The sequence below is a fragment of the Actinokineospora spheciospongiae genome, assembly GCF_003182415.1.
Lineage (GTDB): Bacteria > Actinomycetota > Actinomycetes > Mycobacteriales > Pseudonocardiaceae > Actinokineospora > Actinokineospora spheciospongiae.
Map to the genome: position 1 here is coordinate 55,936 of NZ_QHCP01000004.1, position 18,491 is coordinate 74,426.

Consider the following 18,491-nt stretch of genomic DNA (forward strand, 5'->3'; position numbering starts at 1 on the left):
CGGTGGCGGGGTGCGGAAGTTCGGGCGACGAGTGTCGGTGTGGTGTGGAAGTCTGGTGGGGTGTCTGAGAGTCCTCTTCCCGATTCCTCCCCTGGTGGGTCTGCGTCCCCGGCCGAGCGCTACGCGGCGGCGCGGCGACGGGCGGCCAACCCGCGGTTGACGGAGTTCGCGGCCGAGTTGGCGTTCGAGATGGACCCCTTCCAGGTGCGCGGGTGCGAAGCGCTGGAGGAGGGGCACGGTGTGCTGGTGTGCGCGCCGACGGGCGCGGGCAAGACCGTGGTCGGTGAGTTCGCGGTGCACCTGGCACTGGCGGAGGGGCGCAAGTGCTTCTACACCACGCCCATCAAGGCGTTGTCGAACCAGAAGTTCGCCGACCTGACCGCCCGGTACGGGGCGAAGTCGGTGGGGTTGCTGACCGGGGACACGTCGATCAACGGCAGCGCGCCGGTCGTGGTGATGACCACCGAGGTGCTGCGGAACATGCTCTACGCGGAGTCCCCGGCCCTGGAAGGGCTGGGCTACGTGGTGATGGACGAGGTGCACTACCTGGCCGACCGGTTCCGCGGGGCGGTGTGGGAGGAGGTGATCCTGCACCTGCCGGAGTGGGTGAACCTGGTGAGCCTGTCGGCGACGGTGTCCAACGCCGAGGAGTTCGGCGAGTGGCTGGTGGCCGTGCGCGGGGACACCACGGTCGTCGTCGACGAGCACCGGCCGGTGCCGCTGTGGCAGCACATGCTGGTGGGGTCGCGGATGATGGACCTGTTCGCCGGGGACGACGGCGGCGGCGAGTTGAAGATCAACCCGACGCTGGTGCGGCGCACCGAGGAGGTTGGGCGCGTCCACGCCCCGTGGCACAACCCGAAGGCGAAGGGCGGCCGGGCGGCGGGGGCGCGGGGGCCGAGGTTCAAGCCGCCGTCGCGCACCGAGGTCGTGGAGCGCCTGGGTGCGGCGGACCTGCTGCCCGCGATCGTGTTCGTGTTCTCCCGGGCGGGCTGCGAGGCGGCGGTGGCGCAGCTCGCGCGGTCGGGGCTGCGGCTGAACTCCGAGGACGAGGTCGCCGAGGTGCGGCGGATCGTGGAGTCGAAGACGCGGGACCTGCCGGACGCCGACCTGACCGTGCTGGGGTACTGGGAGTGGCGGGAGGCGCTGGAGCGCGGGTTCGCCGGGCACCACGCTGGGATGCTGCCCGCGTTCAAGGAGACGGTGGAGGAGCTGTTCGTCCGCGGCCTGGTGAAGGCAGTGTTCGCCACCGAGACGTTGGCGCTGGGGATCAACATGCCCGCGCGGACGGTCGTGCTGGAGCGGTTGGTGAAGTACAACGGCGAGGCGCACGTCGAGCTGACGCCGGGGGAGTACACGCAGCTCACCGGCCGGGCCGGGCGGCGCGGGATCGACGTCGAGGGCCACGCCGTGGTGGTGTGGCAGCCCGGGGTGGACCCGAAGTCGGTGGCCGGGCTGGCCTCGACGCGGACCTACCCGCTGCGGTCGTCGTTCCGGCCGGGCTACAACATGGCGGTGAACCTGGTCGACCGGTTGGGGGCGCGGCAGGCGCGGGAGATCCTGGAGCAGTCGTTCGCGCAGTTCCAGGCCGACCGGTCGGTGGTGGGGCTGTCGCGCAAGGTCGACCGCAACCGCGACGCGCTGGCCGGGTACACCGAGTCGATGACCTGCCACCTGGGCGACTTCACCGAGTACGCGTCGCTGCGCAGGCAGATCTCCGACCGGGAGAAGGCGCTGTCGCGGCAGACGGGGGCGGTGCGGCGGGCGGAGGCGGCGCATTCGCTGGAGCAACTGCGCAAGGGCGACGTGATCTCGGTGCCGACCGGCAGGCGGTCGGGGCTGGCGATCGTGATCGACCCCGGGCTCGACGCCTCGGGTGAGCCGCGACCGTTGGTGGTGACCGAGGACCGGTGGGCCGGTCGGCTGTCGGTGGCGGACTTCCCGGGGCCGGTGTCGGCGCTGGGGCGGGTGCGGTTGCCCAGGCAGGTGGACATCCGCTCGCCCAAGTCGCGGCGCGACCTGGCCGCGACCCTGCGGGCCAGCGGGATCGAGGCCCCGACCCGGGTCCGGCGGCGCGGGTCGGGTGCCGCGGACGACGCGGACCTGGCGGCGTTGCGCCGGGCGCTGCGGGCGCACCCGTGCCACGGCTGCCAGGACCGGGAGGCGCACGCGCGGTGGGCGGAGCGCTACCAGCGGCTGCTGTCGGAGACAGAGCAGGTGGAGCGCAAGGTCGCGGCCACGACGCACTCGCTGGCGCGGGCGTTCGACCGCATCCGGGGCCTGCTGGCGGACCGGGGCTACCTGGCGCCGGGTGAGGGCGAACTGGCCGGGGAACAGGTGGTCACCGAGGACGGGCGGCGGCTGGCGCGGCTGTACTCGGAGTCCGACCTGCTGGCCGCGGAGTGCCTGCGCAACGGCGTGTGGGAGGGACTGCCCGCGCCGGAACTGGCGGCGGTGGTGTCGTGCCTGGTGTACGAGGCCCGCCGCGACGGACCCGTGGAAGCCCGACTGCCCGGCGGCGCGGTGGCCGACGCGGTCGCGGAGACGGCGCGGCTGTGGGCCGAACTGGAGTCCGACGAGCGCCACCACCGGCTGGACCGGACCCGGCAGCCCGACCCCGGGTTCGCCTGGACGGTGCTGCGCTGGGCGCGCGGGGAGTCGCTGGAGAAGGTGATCACGGCGGCGGAATCGGCGGGGTTGGAGCTGTCCGCCGGGGACTTCGTGCGCTGGTGCAGGCAGGTCATCGACCTGCTGGACCAGATCGGCACGGTGGTCGGCCGGGGCGATCCGGTGGGGAAGGCGGCGGACGAGGCTGTGCGCGCGATCCGTCGTGGGGTGGTCGCTCTGGCGGCGACCTGAGTTTCGGCCGTTGTGTGGTGCGCCCGGGTGGGTGCGCTCGGCTTTCGAGCCCGGTCTGTTTGTCGTGGGTGCCCGGGTGGGTGGATGTGTTTGGCCGGGGCCCCTATGGCGATCATGTGCTCCAGTGCGTCAGGTGGGGCTGAAAAGATGCCCCACCGCCCAGGCAGGCTGTCACATGATCGCCACCCCCGGCCAAACACATCCACCCACCCGGGCAGTTCGCTCGCCGGGCCGCCGGTTTTCGGGGTGGTCGGCCGGTCAAGCACCTCCACCCACCCGGGCGGGGCGTAGCCGGGCTGGGTGAGTGGAGTGGCCGGGTCTGCGGTTCGTGGGGCGGCTGGTTGCCGCTGCGCCGGTGGGGTTCGGGGAGTGTGATCTTGGCGGCACGATCCGGTGCGGGTGTGTGACCTCGGTGTGAGGTTGTGCCGTGGCGGGTTCGGCCGATCGGTGGCCGTGTCGGGTGCGGGTGGGTGCGCGGGCGCGGGCTGTGGTTTGATCGCGCCCAGGTGTCCGGTGGAGTCGGGGCGAGGACCCGGCCGCGTGACCTCAGATCTGGCGGAGGCGAACGATGAGCAGCCCCTACGGGCCGTCCGGTGGGCAGGACCCCCAGCAGCAGTGGGGGCAGCAGCCCTACGGGGGCGGCAACCCGCCGGGCACCCCGTCCGGCGGATTCCCCCAGCAGGGCGGCGGGTACCCGCAGCAGCCGGGGCAGTCGCCGTACCCGCCTGAGCAGGGGCAGTACGGCTACCAGCAGCAGCCGCAGCAGCCCTACCAGCCCACGCAGCAGCAGCCCCAGACCGGGCAGCAGCCGGGTCAGCAGTACCCGGGGGCGCAGCAGTCGGGGTACGGGCCGCCGACGGGGCAGCAGCCGCAGTTCGGCGGGTACAACCCGAACCAGCCCCAGGGTGGGATGCCCCCGGGGTACCCGGGCGCGCCCGCGGAGAAGAAGGGCGGCGGGGCCGGGATCTGGATCGCGGTGGTGGCCGTCGTGCTGGTGGCCGGTGTGGTGGCGGTGCTGGCGTTCGTCACCCCCGGGTTCGCCAACACCAAGGTGTTCGACCAGAACGCGGTGCAGGACGGGGTGAAGTCGATCCTGACCGGCAAGTACTCCGTGGAGAACGTCGAGTCGGTGTCGTGCCCGGCCGACCAGGAGGTCAAGAAGGACGCCCGGTTCACCTGCGACGTGACCATCGGCGGCGAGCAGAAGAAGGTCAACATCACCGTGCGCTCCGACGAGGGCGAATACGAGGTCGCCCCGCCGTCCGACGGCTGAGCGGTTCTCCCCGCCGAGGGCGCGCGACCGGAATTCCGGTCGCGCGCCCTCGGCGCGTCCGGGCAGGATCGGGGGTGTGACTGACGTGGAGATCCGCACCCTGGCCGACGACGAGCTGCGCACGGCGCAAACCCTGTTCATGCGGTCGCTGCACCGGCCGCCGGTGACCGACGAGCAGTGGGAGCTGGTGGGTCGGTCGTTCGAACCGGGGCGCACGTGGGGGGCGTTCGCGGGCGACGTGCTGGCCGGGACGGCGCTGTCGTGGGCCTCGAAGCTGCGGGTGCCCGGCGGGCAGGTGCGCGGGTTGGCCGCGGTGACCAGGGTCGGGGTGCGGGCGGACCACCGGCGGCGCGGGGTGCTGACCGGGTTGATGCGCGCGCAGCTCGCGGAGGTGGCCGCGCGGGGCGAGGTGTTCGCGGGCCTGCGCGCCACCGAGCCGGTGATCTACGGGCGGTTCGGGTACGGGGTGGCCACCCGGTTCCACACGGTGACCGTCGCCCGCGACCGGGCGGTGTTCCACCCGGGCCTGCCCGCGACCGGCGAGGTGCGGCTGCTCGACACCGACCGGGCGCTGGAGGTCCTGCCCGACCTCTACGAGCGGATCGTTCGAGCGCGGGTGGGATCGATGGCCCGCCCGGACGCGCTGTGGCGCACCAGCTTCGGGTGGCCCATCGGAACCGGGCACGACCCCCGGATCGCGGTCCACACCGGGCCGGACGGGGACGAGGGGTACGCGGTGTTCGCCGCCCGCCGCCCCGACGCGGGCAACGCCACCCTGGAGGTCGACGACCTGCAGGGGTCGAGCCCGGCGGCGGTGGCGGCCCTGTGGCGCTTCCTGCTCTCGATCGACCTGGTCGACGAGGTCAAGGTCCTGTCCCGCCCGGTGGACGAGCCGGTGGAGGCCATGTTCGTCGACCAGCGGGCGGTGAGCAAGGTCGTCCCCATGAACGACCTGTGGCTGCGCGTGGTCGACGTCCCGGAGGCCCTGGCCGCCCGCTCGTGGGGAGGCCCCCTGACCCTGGAAGTCCGCGACGCGCTCCTGCCCGGCAACACCGGGGTCTACCGGGTGTCGGAGTCCGGTGTGGACCGGGTGGACGCCGAACCGGAGTTGTCGGTGGACGTGGACGTGTTGGCGCAGCTCTACTTCGGCCGGTGGACCGTGTCCGCCCTGGCCGGTGTCAACCGCCTCCGAGTCGCCGACCCAGAGGCGGCGGCCCGCGCCGATGCCGCGTTCGCCCTGCCCGCGACGGCCTGGACCGGCACGTTCTTCTGAGGCGCGCCGGCCTCCCGGGAACCGGGAGGCCAGCACTGTCCGTGGCGTAGGCCGCCCCGATGGCGACGGCCCGCGCGTTGACGCCGAACGTCGCGGGTATCGACCGGATCGCGGTGGTCGAGACGTCCCACACGAAGGCGTGACCGTCCGCGGACATGGCGATGTGGGACGTCCACCCGGCCGCGACGGGCACGGTGACTTCGCTCCCCGTGTTGTTATCCCAGGCGATCATCCCGCCGTTCTCGAGCGCCAAACTGTGTCCGAAGCCTGCGGCTACCTTGGTTACCCCGGTGCACGACACCCGGTGCGAGCAGCGCGGAGGCCAGCACCGCGCCGGTCGCGGTCAGCACGGCGCGGCGGGTCAGTCGGGTGAAGCGGGTTCTGGGCAGGCCGAAGCCGCCCGCAGTTCTCGACATATGATGCCCCAGGGTGGATGCGCGCCCAATTCCCAGCGATGGGGGCTTGCCCGACCCGATCCAGCCATCCACCGAACCCGCGCACTCCACCGAACCGGTGAGCTTCGGGCGAAGCCGACCGGTCGCCGAAACCCGATGTCTACTGTGGAGTGATCGCTTTCAGCAGGCGGTCCACCGCGCTGCCCAGGCCCCAGCGCTCCTGCAACGCCCGGACCCGGTCCACGTCCGCCACCGCGTGCGGCAGGACCGGGTCGCCGGTGTGGGCGCACTCGGCGTCGGTGGCGACCGCGACCACCACGGGGGCCTTGGCCAGGTAGTCGGCGTCGTGTTCGAAGGCGGTGCGGACTCGGGGTGGCACGTCCTTCGAGCCTGCGGCGGCGGCGTCGACCAGGGCCTGGAGGCTGCCGAACCTGGTGATCAGCTTGGCGGCGGTCTTCTCGCCGATGCCGGTGATGCCGGGCAGGCCGTCGGACGGGTCGCCGCGCAGGACGGCCATGTCGGCGTAGGCGGGGCCGTGGGCGGGCAGGCCGTAGCGGGCGGCGAGTTCGGCCGGGCCGATGACCTCGGCCTTCGACCAGCCTCGGCCGACGTAGACCACCCGGACCGGGGTGGGGGTGTCGCGGACGCACTGGAACAGGTCGCGGTCGCCGGTGATGATCTCCACCGGGGCCTCGGCCTCGGCGTGGGCGAGGGTGCCGATGACGTCGTCGGCCTCGTACCCGGCGGCCTCGGCGGTGGCGATGCCCAGGGCGTCGAGCAGGTCCAGGATGATCGGGACCTGCGGGGTCAGCGTGTCGGGCACCTCTTCGGCGTTCACGGCCGGGTCGGCCACCCGCTGCGCCTTGTAGCTGGGGATCGCCGCCACCCGGAAGGCCGGGCGCCAGTCCGCGTCCAGGCACGCCACCAGCCGCGACGGTCGCCGCTCGGTCACGACCTGGGCGATCATCCCGGCGAAGCCGCGCACCGCGTTGACCGGCACACCGTCGGGGGAGGTCATCGACTCCGGCAGGGCGTAGAACGACCGGAAGTACAGGCTCGCCGAGTCCAGCAGCACAAGGGGTCCACTCACGCGGCGAGCCTCCCACATCGGACCGACAACCGGCGTGGGCGGATCTCGGGGCTGCTCGCGCGGTTCCGCGTTCGGCTTTGTTTCGAGAGCCGGGACTTGCTAGAGGGTGCTGTGGGGGATTCGCTTGCTGTTCTTTTCAAGCCCGGGGCTTTGGTGCGCCCGGCTGGGTGGATGTGTTTGGCCGGGGCCCCTATGGCGATCATGTGCTCCAGTGCGTCAGGTGGGGCTGAAAAGATGCCCCACCGCCCAGGCAGGCTGTCACATGATCGCCACCCCCGGCCAAACACATCCACCCACCCGGGCAGTTGCTTGGTCGGGCCGCCGGTTCTCGGGGTGGCCGGCCTGCGCTGAGGACATCCACCCACCCGGGCCTCTGCGTAGCCGGGGCGGCGGTTCTCGGGGTGGTCGGCTGGCCGAGCACATTCGCCCACCCGGGCATGTGGCTCGCCGGGCCGGCGGTTGCAGGGGTGGCTGGTTGTTGCTGCGCCGGGTGGGGTTCTGGGTGGCTGGTAGCCGGGCAGGTGGGTTTCGGGGTGGTCGGCTGGGCAAACACATCCACCCACCTGGCAGCCGTGTAGCCGGGCTGGCGGTTTGTTGGGTGGGTGGCTGGTTGTTGCTGCGCCGGGGGGCTTCCGGGTGGCTGGCCGCCAGCCGGTGGTTTGTGGGGTGGTCGGTGGCTGCGCCTGCGGTGTTCGGAGTACCTGGTGGTCGGGCTGGTGGGTTCCGGGTGGCTGGCGGTTGGGTGGTGGGCTGGGGGGGTGGGGGTGGGGTGTCAGCGCGGCGGGTTCGGGGTGGTGGGCCGGGGGCGTGGGTAAGCCCTAGGCTTGGTGGCATGTCGAGTGCCGAGCTGTTGCGGGGCCGCCTAGACCGGGCCCGGGTTGCTGCCGCCGAGGCCGGGGTGGGGGCGTTGGTGATCGCCCCGGGGTCGGACCTGCGGTACCTGCTCGGCGGGACCGTGGTGTCCCACGAGCGCTTCACCGGTCTGGTCCTGCCCGCCGAGGGGGAGCCGGTGCTGGTGGTGCCCAAGCTGGAGGCCGCCGGTTACGACCCCTACGACCTGCCCGGTCTCGGCGTCGACACCGCCACCTGGGTCGACGGGGAGGACCCGTACGGCCTCGTCGCCCGCTTGGTCGGGGGACCGGGTGTGGTGGCTGTGGGGGACATGTTGCCCGCTGTGCACGTGTTGGGGTTGCGTGGTGCCCTGCCCGGGGCCGAGCAGGCGTTGGCGGGGCCGGTGCTGCGCGGGCTGCGGATGCGCAAGGACGCGGCCGAGGTCGAGCAGTTGCGGTGGGCCGGGGCGGCCATCGACCGGGTGCACGCCCGGATGGGGGAGTGGCTGCGCGCCGGGCGCACCGAGGCCGAGGTGGCCGCCGACATCGGTGCGGCGATCGTCGCCGAGGGGCACGCGAGTGCGGAGTTCGTCATCGTCGGCTCCGGGCCCAACGGGGCCAGCCCGCACCACGAGGTGTCCGATCGGGTGATCACCGCTGGGGACGTGGTGGTCGTCGACATCGGTGGGCCGCTGCCCAGCGGTTACTGCTCCGACAGCACCCGCACCTACGCCGTCGGTGAGCCGCGTGATGCTGATGTGGTCGAGTCCTATGAGGTGCTGCGGCGGGCGCAGGCGGCTTCGGTGGCCTCGGTGCGGCCGGGGGTCAGTGCCGAGTCGGTCGACGCCGCCGGTCGTGGTGTGCTCGCCGATGCGGGGCTCGCGGAGTTCTTCATCCACCGCACGGGGCACGGCATCGGCCTCGACGTGCACGAGCACCCCTACATCGTGGCGGGCAACGAGTTGGTGCTGGAGCCGGGGATGGCGTTCAGCGTGGAGCCCGGGGTGTACCTGCCGGGGCGGTGGGGTGCGCGGATCGAGGACATCGTGGTCGTCACCGACACCGGCGTGGAACCGCTCAACACCCGTCCGCACGAGCTGGTGGTGCTGGGCTGATGGCCGAGCTGGAACCGCTGGACAAGGCGATCGCCCGCGAGTTGGCCGCCGACGGCCGGTGCAGCTTCACCGACCTCGCCGAGCGCGTGGGCCTGAGCGTGTCCGCGGTGCACCAGCGGGTCCGCAGGCTCGAGCAGCGCTCGGTCATCCGCGGCTACAGCGCCCGCCTGGACAGCCACGCCATCGGACTGCCGCTGACCGCCCTCATCTCCCTGACCCCGATCGACCCGGCCGCCCCCGACGACTACCCGCAGCGCCTGGAGCACATCCCGGAGATCGAGTCCTGCTACTCGGTGGCGGGCGACGAGTCCTACGTGCTGCTGGTGCGGGTGCCGACCCCGGCGGATCTGGAGGAGCTGCTCCGCAAGATCCGCGAATCGGCGAAGGTGTCGACCCGGACGACCGTCGTGCTGTCCACCCCGTACGAGGGGCGTTCACCCGCGCTGTAGGCGGAACGTGGCTATTGTCAGCCCCGCAACGGGTGACACGGTGCCCGTGTGGGTGAATCCTGCTCGTTCGTACAGGGTGATTGCCGGGGTGTTGGCTGCTCCGGTGGACACGACCACGTCGCCGGTGGTGCGTTCCAGCAGGGCGGTCAGCAGGGCGCGGGCCAACCCGCGGCGGAACCGGTCGGGGTCCACGCACAACCGGTCCACGTCGACCACGTCGTCGGTGGTGTAGGCCAGGAACGCCACCGGCTCCGGTGCCGCGACCCCCAGCCACCGCAGCGGCAGCGCCCGCATCCGCGCCATCGACTCACCCAGCGCCGGGATGCCGTCGAACCCGATCAGGTCCGCCTCCACCCGGTAGGCCCGCAACCCCACGGCGTGCACCCGCGCGGCGACCCGGTCGTCGCGCAGGTCCAGCTCGGTGACCTCCACACCGCTGTCCGCCATGCCGTTGTGTATACCGTGGACGGCGTGCTCGTGTGGATCAACGGCCCGTTCGGCGGCGGCAAGACCCAGACCGCGTACCACCTGCGCCGCCGCCTGCCCGGCGCGGTCGTGTGCGACCCGGAGGAGGTCGGCTTCGGCCTGCACCGGATGACCCCCCGCCGGTTGCGCGGCGACTTCCAGGACCACCCCGCCTGGCGCCAGGGCGTCGTCGAGGTCCTCGACCACGTCCTCACCCACCACGACGGCCCGGTCATCGCCCCCATGACCGTCGTCGACCGCGGCTACTTCGCCGAGACGGTCGGCCGCCTGCGCGCCCTCGGCCACCCGGTCCACCACGTCGCGCTCCTCGCCACCCGCGAGACGGTGCTGCGCCGCCTCAGCGAACGCGTCCACGGCCCGACCCTGGCCGCGCTGCTGGGCCGCGACCGGGCGCTGCGCCGCGAGTCCTTCGCCGTCGCCGCCCTCGACCGCTGCCTCGACGCCCTCGCCCACCCCGACTTCGCCGTCCACCTGCACACCGACGACCTCACCACCGCCCAGGTCGCCGAGCACACCGCGCACGGCGCGGGCCTGCGGTTGTCCCCCGACCCCGACGGCCCGCTGCGCGCCTGGGGCAGGCGCACCTGGACCGGCCTGCGCCACATCCGCCTGCGCTGACCCCCGGACCGCGCACACCCGACGTCCAGCACCCCGCGGACCCCGGATCGGCGCGACCGGGTCGGACCGCCATCACAGCGCGGCTCCCCCGGCGATGAATCCGCCGCGCCCCGGCAGTCCCACCGGGCAACGACACAAGGAGGACCCGTGACCGCCAACCCCCTCTGGGCGCTGATCCACGCCGAACGCGCCGCCCTCGCCGCCGACCTGGCCCACCTGGACGACGAGCAGTGGCGGACCCCGTCGCTGTGCACCGGCCTGACCGTGCGGGAAGTCCTCGCCCACCTCACCGCCGGGGCGAGCCTGAACGGACCCCGGTGGCTGGTGGGCGTCATCCGCTGCCGCTTCGACTTCGACCGCCAGGTGGCCCTGCGCCTGGCCGAACACCTCGGTGCCACGCCCACCGACACCCTCGCCCGCTTCCGCGCCGTCACCTCCAGCACCACCAAACCCCCGCTGCCGGTGCTCGCCATGCTCGGCGAGACCGTCGTCCACGGCGCGGACATCCGCCGCCCTCTCGGCCTGCGCCGCGCCCACCCGGTCGACACCCTCACCGCGGTCGCCGACCACTACGCCCGCTCAGACCAGGTGGTTCTCGCCAAGGGCCGCGTCACCGGCCTGCGCCTCACCGCCACCGACGGCCCGTTCACCACCGGCACCGGCCCCCGCGTCACCGGCCCCACCCTCGCCCTCGTCATGGCCATGACCGGCCGCGCCGCGTTCTGCGACGACCTCGACGGCGACGGCGTCCTCACTCTCCGGGAACGCTGCTCCGCCACCGGCTGAGCTGACCCGACACCGCCACGCCCAGCGCCGACGTGGCCCGCTCGGTGAGCTGCGCCAGGCTCTCCCCACCCGACCGGATCGGCCCAGCCGCCGCCCCGGTCAGCGCCAACTCACCGACGAGCCGCTCGGCCCGCGCCGACCCCGCCGCGGTCAACGGCCGCCGGAACTCGTCCAGTCCACCCGCGCGCGGCACCACCGACTCCGCGTGCCGGACCAACACCACCTCGCACCGCACGACCCCACCACATCACACCGAGACCCGGCTCCGCCGCTCCACCGCCACCGACACGGCGGCCACCGCCAGGCCCGCCACGCTCAGCGCCACCCCCACCCACGCGGTCGAGGCGTACCCCCACCCGGCCGCGATCGCCAGACCGCCCAGCCACGCCCCCGCGCCGTTGGCCACGTTGAGCGCCGAGTGGTTCGACGACGACGCCAGCGACGGCGCGTCCGGGGAGGCGTCCATCAGCCGCACCTGCAACGCTGAGGCCAGCAGTTGCGAGACGAACCCGAGCAGGAACACCGCCGCGAACTCCAGCACCGGCACCGACGCCGTCAGGCCCAACAGCACCAGCACCGCGGTCGTCGCCACGAGCGAGCCGAACACCGCGCCCATCACCGACCGGTCGACGAAGCGACCGCCGGTGGTGGCGCCCAGGGTCATGCCCAGGCCGAACACCGCCAGCACCCACGGCACCGCCCCCGCCGACAGCCCGGCCACCTCGGTGGTCAGCGGGGAGACGTAGGAGTACACCGCGAACATGCCACCGAAGCCGACCATGCCGGTGACCAGGGCGAACCACACCTGCGGGCGGCGGAACGCCCGCAGCTCCGCGGCCACCCCGGCATCGCGCGGGGCGGGGGTGTGCGGCAGCTTGCGCCACAGCGCCACCGCCGTGGCGACCGCGATCACCGCCACCGCCAGGTACACCGCCCGCCACCCGATCCGCTGCCCGGCCGCGGTGGCGACCGGGACACCGATCAGGTTGGCCACGGTCAAGCCGATCATGATCCGGGCGACCGCCGTCCCCCGCCGCTGCGGGGGCACCAGGGAACTGGCCACCACCGCGGCGATCCCGAAGTAGGCACCGTGCGGCAGACCGGCGAGGAACCGCGCCGCCAGCAGCGAGGTGGGGTCCCAGGCGATCGCGGAGAGCCCGTTGCCCACGGCGAGCCCCAGCACCAACACGATCAACAGGCCCTTGCGCGGCAGCTTGGCCCCCAAGCCCGCGATGAGCGGCGCCCCGACCACCACCCCCAACGCGTAGAGGCTGATCGCGTGCCCGGCGGAGGGGATGGAGATGCCGAACGTGTCGGCCATCTGCGGCAGCAGGCCCATGGTGGCGAACTCGGTCGTCCCGATCCCGAACCCGCCCAGACCCAACGCCACCATCGCCGCCGCGACACCCCGCCTGCTCAACGCGGGCTCCTCGACCACCACCGCCATGCACCGCTCCTCAACCGGTCCGCACCTCAACTGAACCGATCCTAGCTGCGGTTTTCCCGAAATCCCGGTGCCGCTGCTCACAGCCCACCCCCCGGCCTCAGGGACCGAGGTCACCCAGCCGGGCACTCATGCCGAACTCCCGGGCGGAACAAAAAACTCAGCGGCGCCCAGCACGCAGCCCAACCGCAAGCCCCCAGGTCAGGACGCCACCACCAGCCGGTAGCCCACGTCAAGCTGCTCCCGACCGAGCAAACCCCCATGCCTGCGGTGCCAGGCACCAGACCGGAGGTCCCCGGCCAACCGGGCCACCCCAGCCGCCGCCACCTCCGGCGGCAACCGCGCGATCCCCGACATCCCCGCCCGCACCCGCTCGTCCAGGTACGCCTCCGGCCGCCGCCAGTACGCCGCGAGGAACCCGTCCGAGCAGTCCCACGGCACCTCGACCGGCCGCACCTCCGCCGCACCCCCGAACCCGGCGACGACCGCGTTCAGCGTCGCCAGTCCGCGTTCGCGCTCGGCGACCTGCGGGAAGTACTCCGCGATCATCCACTGCCGGGCCATCACCTCGACGTCCCAGGTCAGCACCACCTGCCGCCGCGACACCCGGCGCAGCTCGGCCAGTCCGGCCGCCAGGTCCCGCCAGTGGTGCACGGTCAGCAGCGCCATCGCCGCGTCGAACCCGCCCCGCACCGGCAGCGCCTCCGCCGCCCCGCGCACGACCGGCGCCGCCCCGCTTCCCCGCTGCCGCACCATGACCGCCGACGGTTCCACGGCCAGCACCGCCCGGTCCGCGGGCTCGTAGGAACCGGCGCCCGCGCCGACGTTCAGCACGCTCCGCGCGTCTCCCAGCGCCGCCCACACCGCCCGCGCGATCCTCGGGTCCGGTCGCCGCACGGTCGAGTAGCCCACGCCCAGTTCGCGGTAGGGGTCCATGCGTTCGAGACTAGCCACTGACTGGTCAGAACCTGGTGGGCGCCGGGTGCAAGCGGCCGTCCGCGCCGGACAGGCAGGCCGCGGCCCGGTCGGTGGTGCGCAGGAACTCGCCCAGGCAGCGGCCGAACTCGGCGTGCCCGGCGGCGTTGGGGTGGAACGACTCCTGCAACGCGTGCCCGGCGCGGTCGTCGTCCTGCAGGTCCGACCAGCGCACGGCCAGGCGGGCGAACCACTCCTGCCCCGGGTCGGTGCGCGAGCACGCCTCGCGGCCCACCCCCGCCCGGGACAGGTCCAGGAAGCGGGCGTCGGCCTCCCCGGCCACCCGGCGCACGCCCTCGGTGATCACCGGCACCGCTGTCTCGCTGACCCACCGCAGGTCCTCGGCGCGCAGCGGGCACCCGTTGAGGTTGAGCAGTTCCGGTCGGGCCCCGGGGGCCACCGGGGCGGCGTAGGACTGGAGCACGAGCGCGTAGTCGGTGGGTTGGTAACCGGCGTCGAGCATGACCGAGCGGATGTCGGCGAGGGCGCGGGTGGCCTTGGTGACCATCTTGTCCACTTTGGATTGCCAGTCGTCGTTCGTGGTGGCGCAGCCGGGTTTGCCCCGGTCGAACCAGGCCTGCACGCAGCCGTCGAGGACGTGGGAGAAGCCGGGGTCGTCGTTGGCGCCGACCGCGACCTGGATGGCCACGACCCGCTTGTCCCTGGCGACGGCGCGCAGCCGCTGCGCCTGCGACCCCTCGGTGTACTGCTCGGTGTCGCCCAGGCCCACCTGCGCCGACGGCGCCCCGGAGCAGGCCAGGTTGACCGCCTCCACCACGTCGGTCAGGCCGGTGTGGTGGATCGAGGCGTTCGCCGAGCGGTGGCACCAGTCGCCGTCCTCGCCGTCGGTGCCCTCCTCGTAGTCCCCGGCGCCCTCGCCGGAAACCGTGCTGTCGCCCATCGCCACCACCACCCGGGGGGCGCCGTCGGGCGGGCGGGGCGCGGGTGGGTCGTCGGGACCGCCGATCACCAGGAACGAGCCCACGAGCAGGACAACCAGCAGCAGCACGGAGATGTGCCATCGGTACCGTCGCATCGCCGACGATCCTACGGGCAGGGGCTCACCCGGTCGTGGTGAGCCGACCGTCGACGAGGGCCAGGCGGCGGTCGGCGATCGCGTGCACCAGGTCGTGGTGGGTGGCGATCAGGACGGCCGTGCCCTCCGACGCCGCACGGCGCAACAGGCCCAGGACCGCCGGGACGCTGCCGTGGTCGAGGTGCGCGGTGGGTTCGTCGGCCAGCAGGACCCGGGGGCGGATCGCCACCGCGCGGGCCAGCGCCGCCCGCTGCTGCTGGCCGTAGGAGACCTCCGGCGGGTGGCGGTCGGCCAGCTCGCCGATCCCCAGTTCCGCCAGCAGCTCCGCCACCCGGTCGTCCACACCGGTCCGGCGGGCCAACCGCAGCGGCAGCGCCACGTTCTCCGCCAGCGTCAGCTCGTGCGCCAGCCCCATCGCCTGCGGCAGCACCGCGCAGTCGCCCCACGCGGGGACCGCGGGCAGCGGGGCGCCGCCCACCGCCACCGTGCCCGCGTCCGGCCGGTCGAAGCCGCACAGCAGCGCGAACAGGGCGCTCTTGCCCGAACCGGAGCGCCCCGAGACCGTCACGACCTCACCCGCGGCCACGTCCAGGTCCACCCCGCGCAGCACCTCGACGGCGCCCTCGGGGTGGTCGTAGGAGCGGGTCACCCCGCGGGCGGACAGGACCGGGCTCATCCGACGACCTCCCCCTCGCGCAGCCGGACCACCCGGTCGGCGCGGTCGACCAGCTCGCTGTCGTGCGAGGCCGCCACCACCGGCACACCCCGTTCGGCCAAGCCGGTCAGCACGTCCAGCACCAGCAGCGCCGACGCGGAGTCCAACTGCGACGTCGGCTCGTCGGCGAGCACCACCGACGGTGAGCGGGCCAGTGCGCAGCCGAACGCCAACCGCTGCTGTTGTCCCCCCGACAACGCCTCCACCCGCCACGACCGCGTGCCCGGGATGCCCAGCCACTCCAGCACCCCCAGGTCGGTCTCCCGCCCCGCCGACTCGGCTGCGGCGCGCAGGTTGCCGCCCACGCTCAGGTGGCCGATGAGGTTGTCCGGTGGGGCCTGGAACACCATGGCGATCCGGTCGCGCCGCAGCGCGCGCCGCCGCTTGTGGGACAGGCCGCCCACGTCCGCGCCGTCGAGGACCACCGTGCCCGCGGTCGGCCGGTCGATCAGGCCCAGCACCCGCAGCAGCGTCGACTTGCCCGACCCCGACGGCCCCGCCAGCACGGTGATCCCCGAGGCGGGCACGTCGAGGTCCACCCCGCGCACGGCCGAGACCACCCCCGCCGGGGTGCGGTAGTCCACGCCCACCCCGCGCACCTCGTACAGCTCAGCCACGGATCAGCTCCCCGACTCGGGCGGTGGTCACCGACCGCACCGCCGACAGGCAGATCAACCCCACCACCGCCGCCGCGGCCCCCGCCGTCAGCCCGACCAGCCCCAGCAGGTCCGGCGCCGACGCGATCGGCCGCAGCCACGGCGACGGGTCCAGCAGCGGCGCCGCGACCGCCGCGCACACCCAGCCCGCCGCGCTGCCCGCGAGCACCGACACCCCCGCCAGCGACCCCAGCTCCACCAGGTGGCTCAGCACCAGCGCGCCGCGGCGCAGCCCCATCCGCGTGGCCAGCGCCCCGGCCAGCGCGTTCTGCCGCCTGCGCACCTCCACCGCCAGCACCAGTGCTGCTGCCGCCACCACGGCCAGCACGAACCCCAGGGCGGTGACGAAGTCGAACGTCCAGGTCACGGTGAGGAACGGCAGCCCGTCGAGCGCCCCGGCCCGGCCGCGCGGGCTGAAGAAGTCGATCCCGGCCGCACCCAGCCCGGCGGTCAGCCGCTGCACCGGCTCGGCCGACCACGCCTGCCACACCGCGACGTCGCGCGGGTCGGGCACCGAGGTCACCACGTAGCCCGCCCCGGAGCCGATCAGCGGGAACGACGCGGCCTCGGCCACGGTCCGCACCCGGCCCACCCACGGCAGCTCCACCGACCCGCCCGGCGCGGCGCCCACCCGCAGGGCCTGCCCCGGCCGCAGTTCCGCCAGCGCCGCGGCGACCTGCCCGGCGTCGCGGTCGCCCAGCCAGGCGCCCCGGGTGAACGTCGCCGGGTCCACCAGCAGCACCGTCGCCTGCTTCGCCTTGACCACCCCGACCACGGTCGCGTGCTCGGCCAGGTCGGCGGGCAGCCCCGCCTCAGCCACCCGGCGCGGGACCTGCGCCACCGACTCCGCGCCCACGAACAGGCCCGACTTGGTCCGCAACGCCTCGTCCTGCGCGTCGGCGACCCCCACACCGACGGTCAGCGTGCCGACCGCGAGCACCCCCACCAGCAGGATGCCCACCGCCGACCCGGCCGCGGCGGCCAACCGGCGCACCGCCAACTGCGCCGCGGGCACCCGCCACCACCGCACCCGGTGCGCCGCGGCCAGCCCCCAGCGCGCCAGCCGCACCGCCACCAGCGCCACCGTCAGCACCACCAGCAGCGGGAACGCCAACCCCGCCGCCTCCGCCGTCTTGGGCAGCGGCTGCGCGAACGCCAGCTCCACCGGCTGCGACCGCACCCGCGCCCAGGTCAGGTACGCCGCCACGGCGGCCAGCAGCTCCCACGGCACCCACCGCGGCACCCGCGCCCGGTTCCGCCCGCCCGGGGCCTGCAACGTCCGGTGCACCCGCACCCCGGTCACCACCGCCACCACGGCCAGCGACGCCAGGAACACGCCCGCCACCAGCAGCAGCGCGGTCCCCACCGTCCCGCCGTTGAGCAGCGGCGACGGCGCGTACGCCGACAGCGCCACCCTGGCCAGGGTGAACCCGGCCACCGCGCCCACCAGCAGCGGCGCCGCCAGCTCCAGCACCGCCCGACCGCCCAGCGCGGCCGGTCCCGCGCCGCGCGCCCACAGCAGCCGCAGCTCCGCCTGCCTGCGCTGGCACCACTGCCCGGTCACCGCCGCCACCCCGGCCAACCCCACCAGCAGCGAGATCACCGTCAGCGGCAGCACGGCCGACCACACCGTCGACGACGCCTTCCCGGCCACCTCCACCGGCTTGGCGAGGTAGTTCGACCCGGTCACGGTCTGCCCGACTCCCTCGGCATCGAGCGCGCCCCTGACCCGGGAGATCAGGTCCGCGCCCACCGCGACCACGGACGCGGCGTCGTCGACCGTCCCCGGCACCGGGCGGGGGAACCGCACCGACAGCGCCGCGCCCCCACCCGCCTGCTCCCGGTCGAGGTAGGTGGCGAACCGGGCGCGGTCGGGGAACCAGATCGGCGCCGCCGTCGCCCCCTCGGCGGCCAGCGGGTTCGGCACGATCCGCTGCCGCTCCGTGCACCAGTAGTCCGACACCGGGTCGGCCACGTCGGCGTAGATGGCCGTGACCGGCGGCAACGTGCCGCCCAGGCCGCGCGAGCCGAGGGTGATCCCCCCGTCGCGGGCCACGCTCTGCGGCACCCACAGCCCGTCGCGGGACCCGCCCTCCAGCACGGTCACGTTGTCCATGGCACCGTCCCGGTAGCCGAACCGCGACCACGGGTGCTTGCCGTCGAAGTCGTTCTGCCGCACCGAGGAGTACAGCGCCACCAGCGGCGTGCCCGCCCCGGCCGCCCGCGCCTGCTCGCCGACCACGTCGACGACCCGTTCGGCCTCCGCGGCGGTCAGCCCGCCGCCGTCGAACACCGCCGACACGCTCTGCGGGCACAGCCTGCCGGCCTGGTAGTCGATCGCCGCGTTGCCCGCCGAGTCCGCGTGCAGCACCGCGGCCGCGCCCACGAAGCTCAGCAGCAGCCCGGCCACCACGGCCACCAGCACGGTCAGCGGGCTCGACCCGGCCGCCCTGGGCGCCGCCCTCCACGGTGACTGCATGGTCGGACGCTA

General features: G+C 74.0%; 16 protein-coding genes. 7 read left to right on the top strand and 9 right to left on the bottom strand.

Going from position 1 to position 18,491, the window contains the following annotated elements; all coding sequences use genetic code 11:
• Positions 1–156: 156 nt before the first annotated feature.
• The 3 genes from DFQ13_RS11455 (at position 157) to DFQ13_RS11465 (ending at position 5,405) form a co-directional block, all read left to right on the top strand.
• Positions 157–2,859, top strand: coding sequence for a DEAD/DEAH box helicase (locus tag DFQ13_RS11455; protein WP_233438366.1), 2,703 nt, complete (start codon positions 157–159; stop codon positions 2,857–2,859).
• A gap of 568 nt (positions 2,860–3,427) precedes the next feature.
• Positions 3,428–4,132 (top strand): DUF4333 domain-containing protein, encoded by a 705-nt coding sequence (locus DFQ13_RS11460; RefSeq protein ID WP_035288211.1) that lies wholly within the window; start codon positions 3,428–3,430, stop codon positions 4,130–4,132.
• A 76-nt stretch (positions 4,133–4,208) separates the two neighbouring features.
• Entirely contained in the window at positions 4,209–5,405 is a 1,197-nt protein-coding gene (locus tag DFQ13_RS11465; RefSeq protein ID WP_110079784.1) for a GNAT family N-acetyltransferase, read from the top strand.
• Positions 5,406–5,960: 555 nt separating this feature from the next.
• Here the strand turns inward: DFQ13_RS11465 and DFQ13_RS11470 are convergent.
• Positions 5,961–6,890, bottom strand: a complete 930-nt coding sequence (locus DFQ13_RS11470; protein WP_110079785.1) for a 5'-3' exonuclease — start codon at positions 6,888–6,890, stop codon at positions 5,961–5,963.
• An 832-nt stretch (positions 6,891–7,722) separates the two neighbouring features.
• On the opposite strand from DFQ13_RS11470, the gene DFQ13_RS11475 reads away from it, so the two are divergent.
• Both DFQ13_RS11475 and DFQ13_RS11480 read left to right on the top strand, forming a co-directional pair.
• Positions 7,723–8,835 (top strand): M24 family metallopeptidase, encoded by a 1,113-nt coding sequence (locus tag DFQ13_RS11475; protein ID WP_110079786.1) that lies wholly within the window; start codon positions 7,723–7,725, stop codon positions 8,833–8,835.
• Positions 8,835–9,284, top strand: coding sequence for an Lrp/AsnC family transcriptional regulator (locus DFQ13_RS11480; protein WP_035286519.1), 450 nt, complete (start codon positions 8,835–8,837; stop codon positions 9,282–9,284). The genes DFQ13_RS11475 and DFQ13_RS11480 overlap by 1 nt, the downstream gene beginning before the upstream one ends.
• Here DFQ13_RS11480 and DFQ13_RS11485 read toward each other — a convergent pair.
• On the bottom strand, positions 9,270–9,731 hold the full coding sequence (locus DFQ13_RS11485) for a GNAT family N-acetyltransferase (protein ID WP_110079787.1): 462 nt from the start codon (positions 9,729–9,731) through the stop codon (positions 9,270–9,272). The two genes, DFQ13_RS11480 and DFQ13_RS11485, sit on opposite strands and share 15 nt — an antisense overlap.
• A gap of 24 nt (positions 9,732–9,755) precedes the next feature.
• On the opposite strand from DFQ13_RS11485, the gene DFQ13_RS11490 reads away from it, so the two are divergent.
• Both DFQ13_RS11490 and DFQ13_RS11495 read left to right on the top strand, forming a co-directional pair.
• Complete coding sequence (locus DFQ13_RS11490) at positions 9,756–10,388, top strand: AAA family ATPase (protein WP_110080136.1); 633 nt, start codon at positions 9,756–9,758, stop codon at positions 10,386–10,388.
• 147 nt (positions 10,389–10,535) lie between these two features.
• The gene (locus DFQ13_RS11495) at positions 10,536–11,174 is read left to right on the top strand and encodes a maleylpyruvate isomerase family mycothiol-dependent enzyme (protein ID WP_110079788.1); all 639 of its coding nucleotides are present in this window, start codon (positions 10,536–10,538) and stop codon (positions 11,172–11,174) included.
• Here the strand turns inward: DFQ13_RS11495 and DFQ13_RS11500 are convergent.
• From DFQ13_RS11500 to DFQ13_RS11530, 7 genes are all read right to left on the bottom strand, one after another.
• A complete protein-coding gene (locus tag DFQ13_RS11500) occupies positions 11,140–11,409 on the bottom strand; it encodes a hypothetical protein (protein ID WP_110079789.1) in 270 nt (89 codons plus the stop codon). The two genes, DFQ13_RS11495 and DFQ13_RS11500, sit on opposite strands and share 35 nt — an antisense overlap.
• A 12-nt stretch (positions 11,410–11,421) precedes the next feature.
• On the bottom strand, positions 11,422–12,621 hold the full coding sequence (locus DFQ13_RS11505) for an MFS transporter (RefSeq protein WP_035286512.1): 1,200 nt from the start codon (positions 12,619–12,621) through the stop codon (positions 11,422–11,424).
• A 198-nt stretch (positions 12,622–12,819) separates the two neighbouring features.
• Positions 12,820–13,554 (bottom strand): class I SAM-dependent methyltransferase, encoded by a 735-nt coding sequence (locus DFQ13_RS11510; protein WP_110079790.1) that lies wholly within the window; start codon positions 13,552–13,554, stop codon positions 12,820–12,822.
• A 25-nt stretch (positions 13,555–13,579) separates the two neighbouring features.
• Entirely contained in the window at positions 13,580–14,629 is a 1,050-nt protein-coding gene (locus tag DFQ13_RS11515; protein ID WP_110079791.1) for a GDSL-type esterase/lipase family protein, read from the bottom strand.
• A 25-nt stretch (positions 14,630–14,654) separates the two neighbouring features.
• Positions 14,655–15,305, bottom strand: a complete 651-nt coding sequence (locus DFQ13_RS11520; RefSeq protein WP_110079792.1) for an ABC transporter ATP-binding protein — start codon at positions 15,303–15,305, stop codon at positions 14,655–14,657.
• Positions 15,302–15,961 carry an ABC transporter ATP-binding protein gene (locus DFQ13_RS11525; RefSeq protein ID WP_233438367.1) on the bottom strand — a complete coding sequence of 220 codons (660 nt, stop codon included), beginning with the start codon at positions 15,959–15,961 and terminating at the stop codon, positions 15,302–15,304. The genes DFQ13_RS11520 and DFQ13_RS11525 overlap by 4 nt, the downstream gene beginning before the upstream one ends.
• Positions 15,954–18,479, bottom strand: coding sequence for an ABC transporter permease (locus DFQ13_RS11530; protein ID WP_146241196.1), 2,526 nt, complete (start codon positions 18,477–18,479; stop codon positions 15,954–15,956). The genes DFQ13_RS11525 and DFQ13_RS11530 overlap by 8 nt, the downstream gene beginning before the upstream one ends.
• Positions 18,480–18,491: the final 12 nt, after the last annotated feature.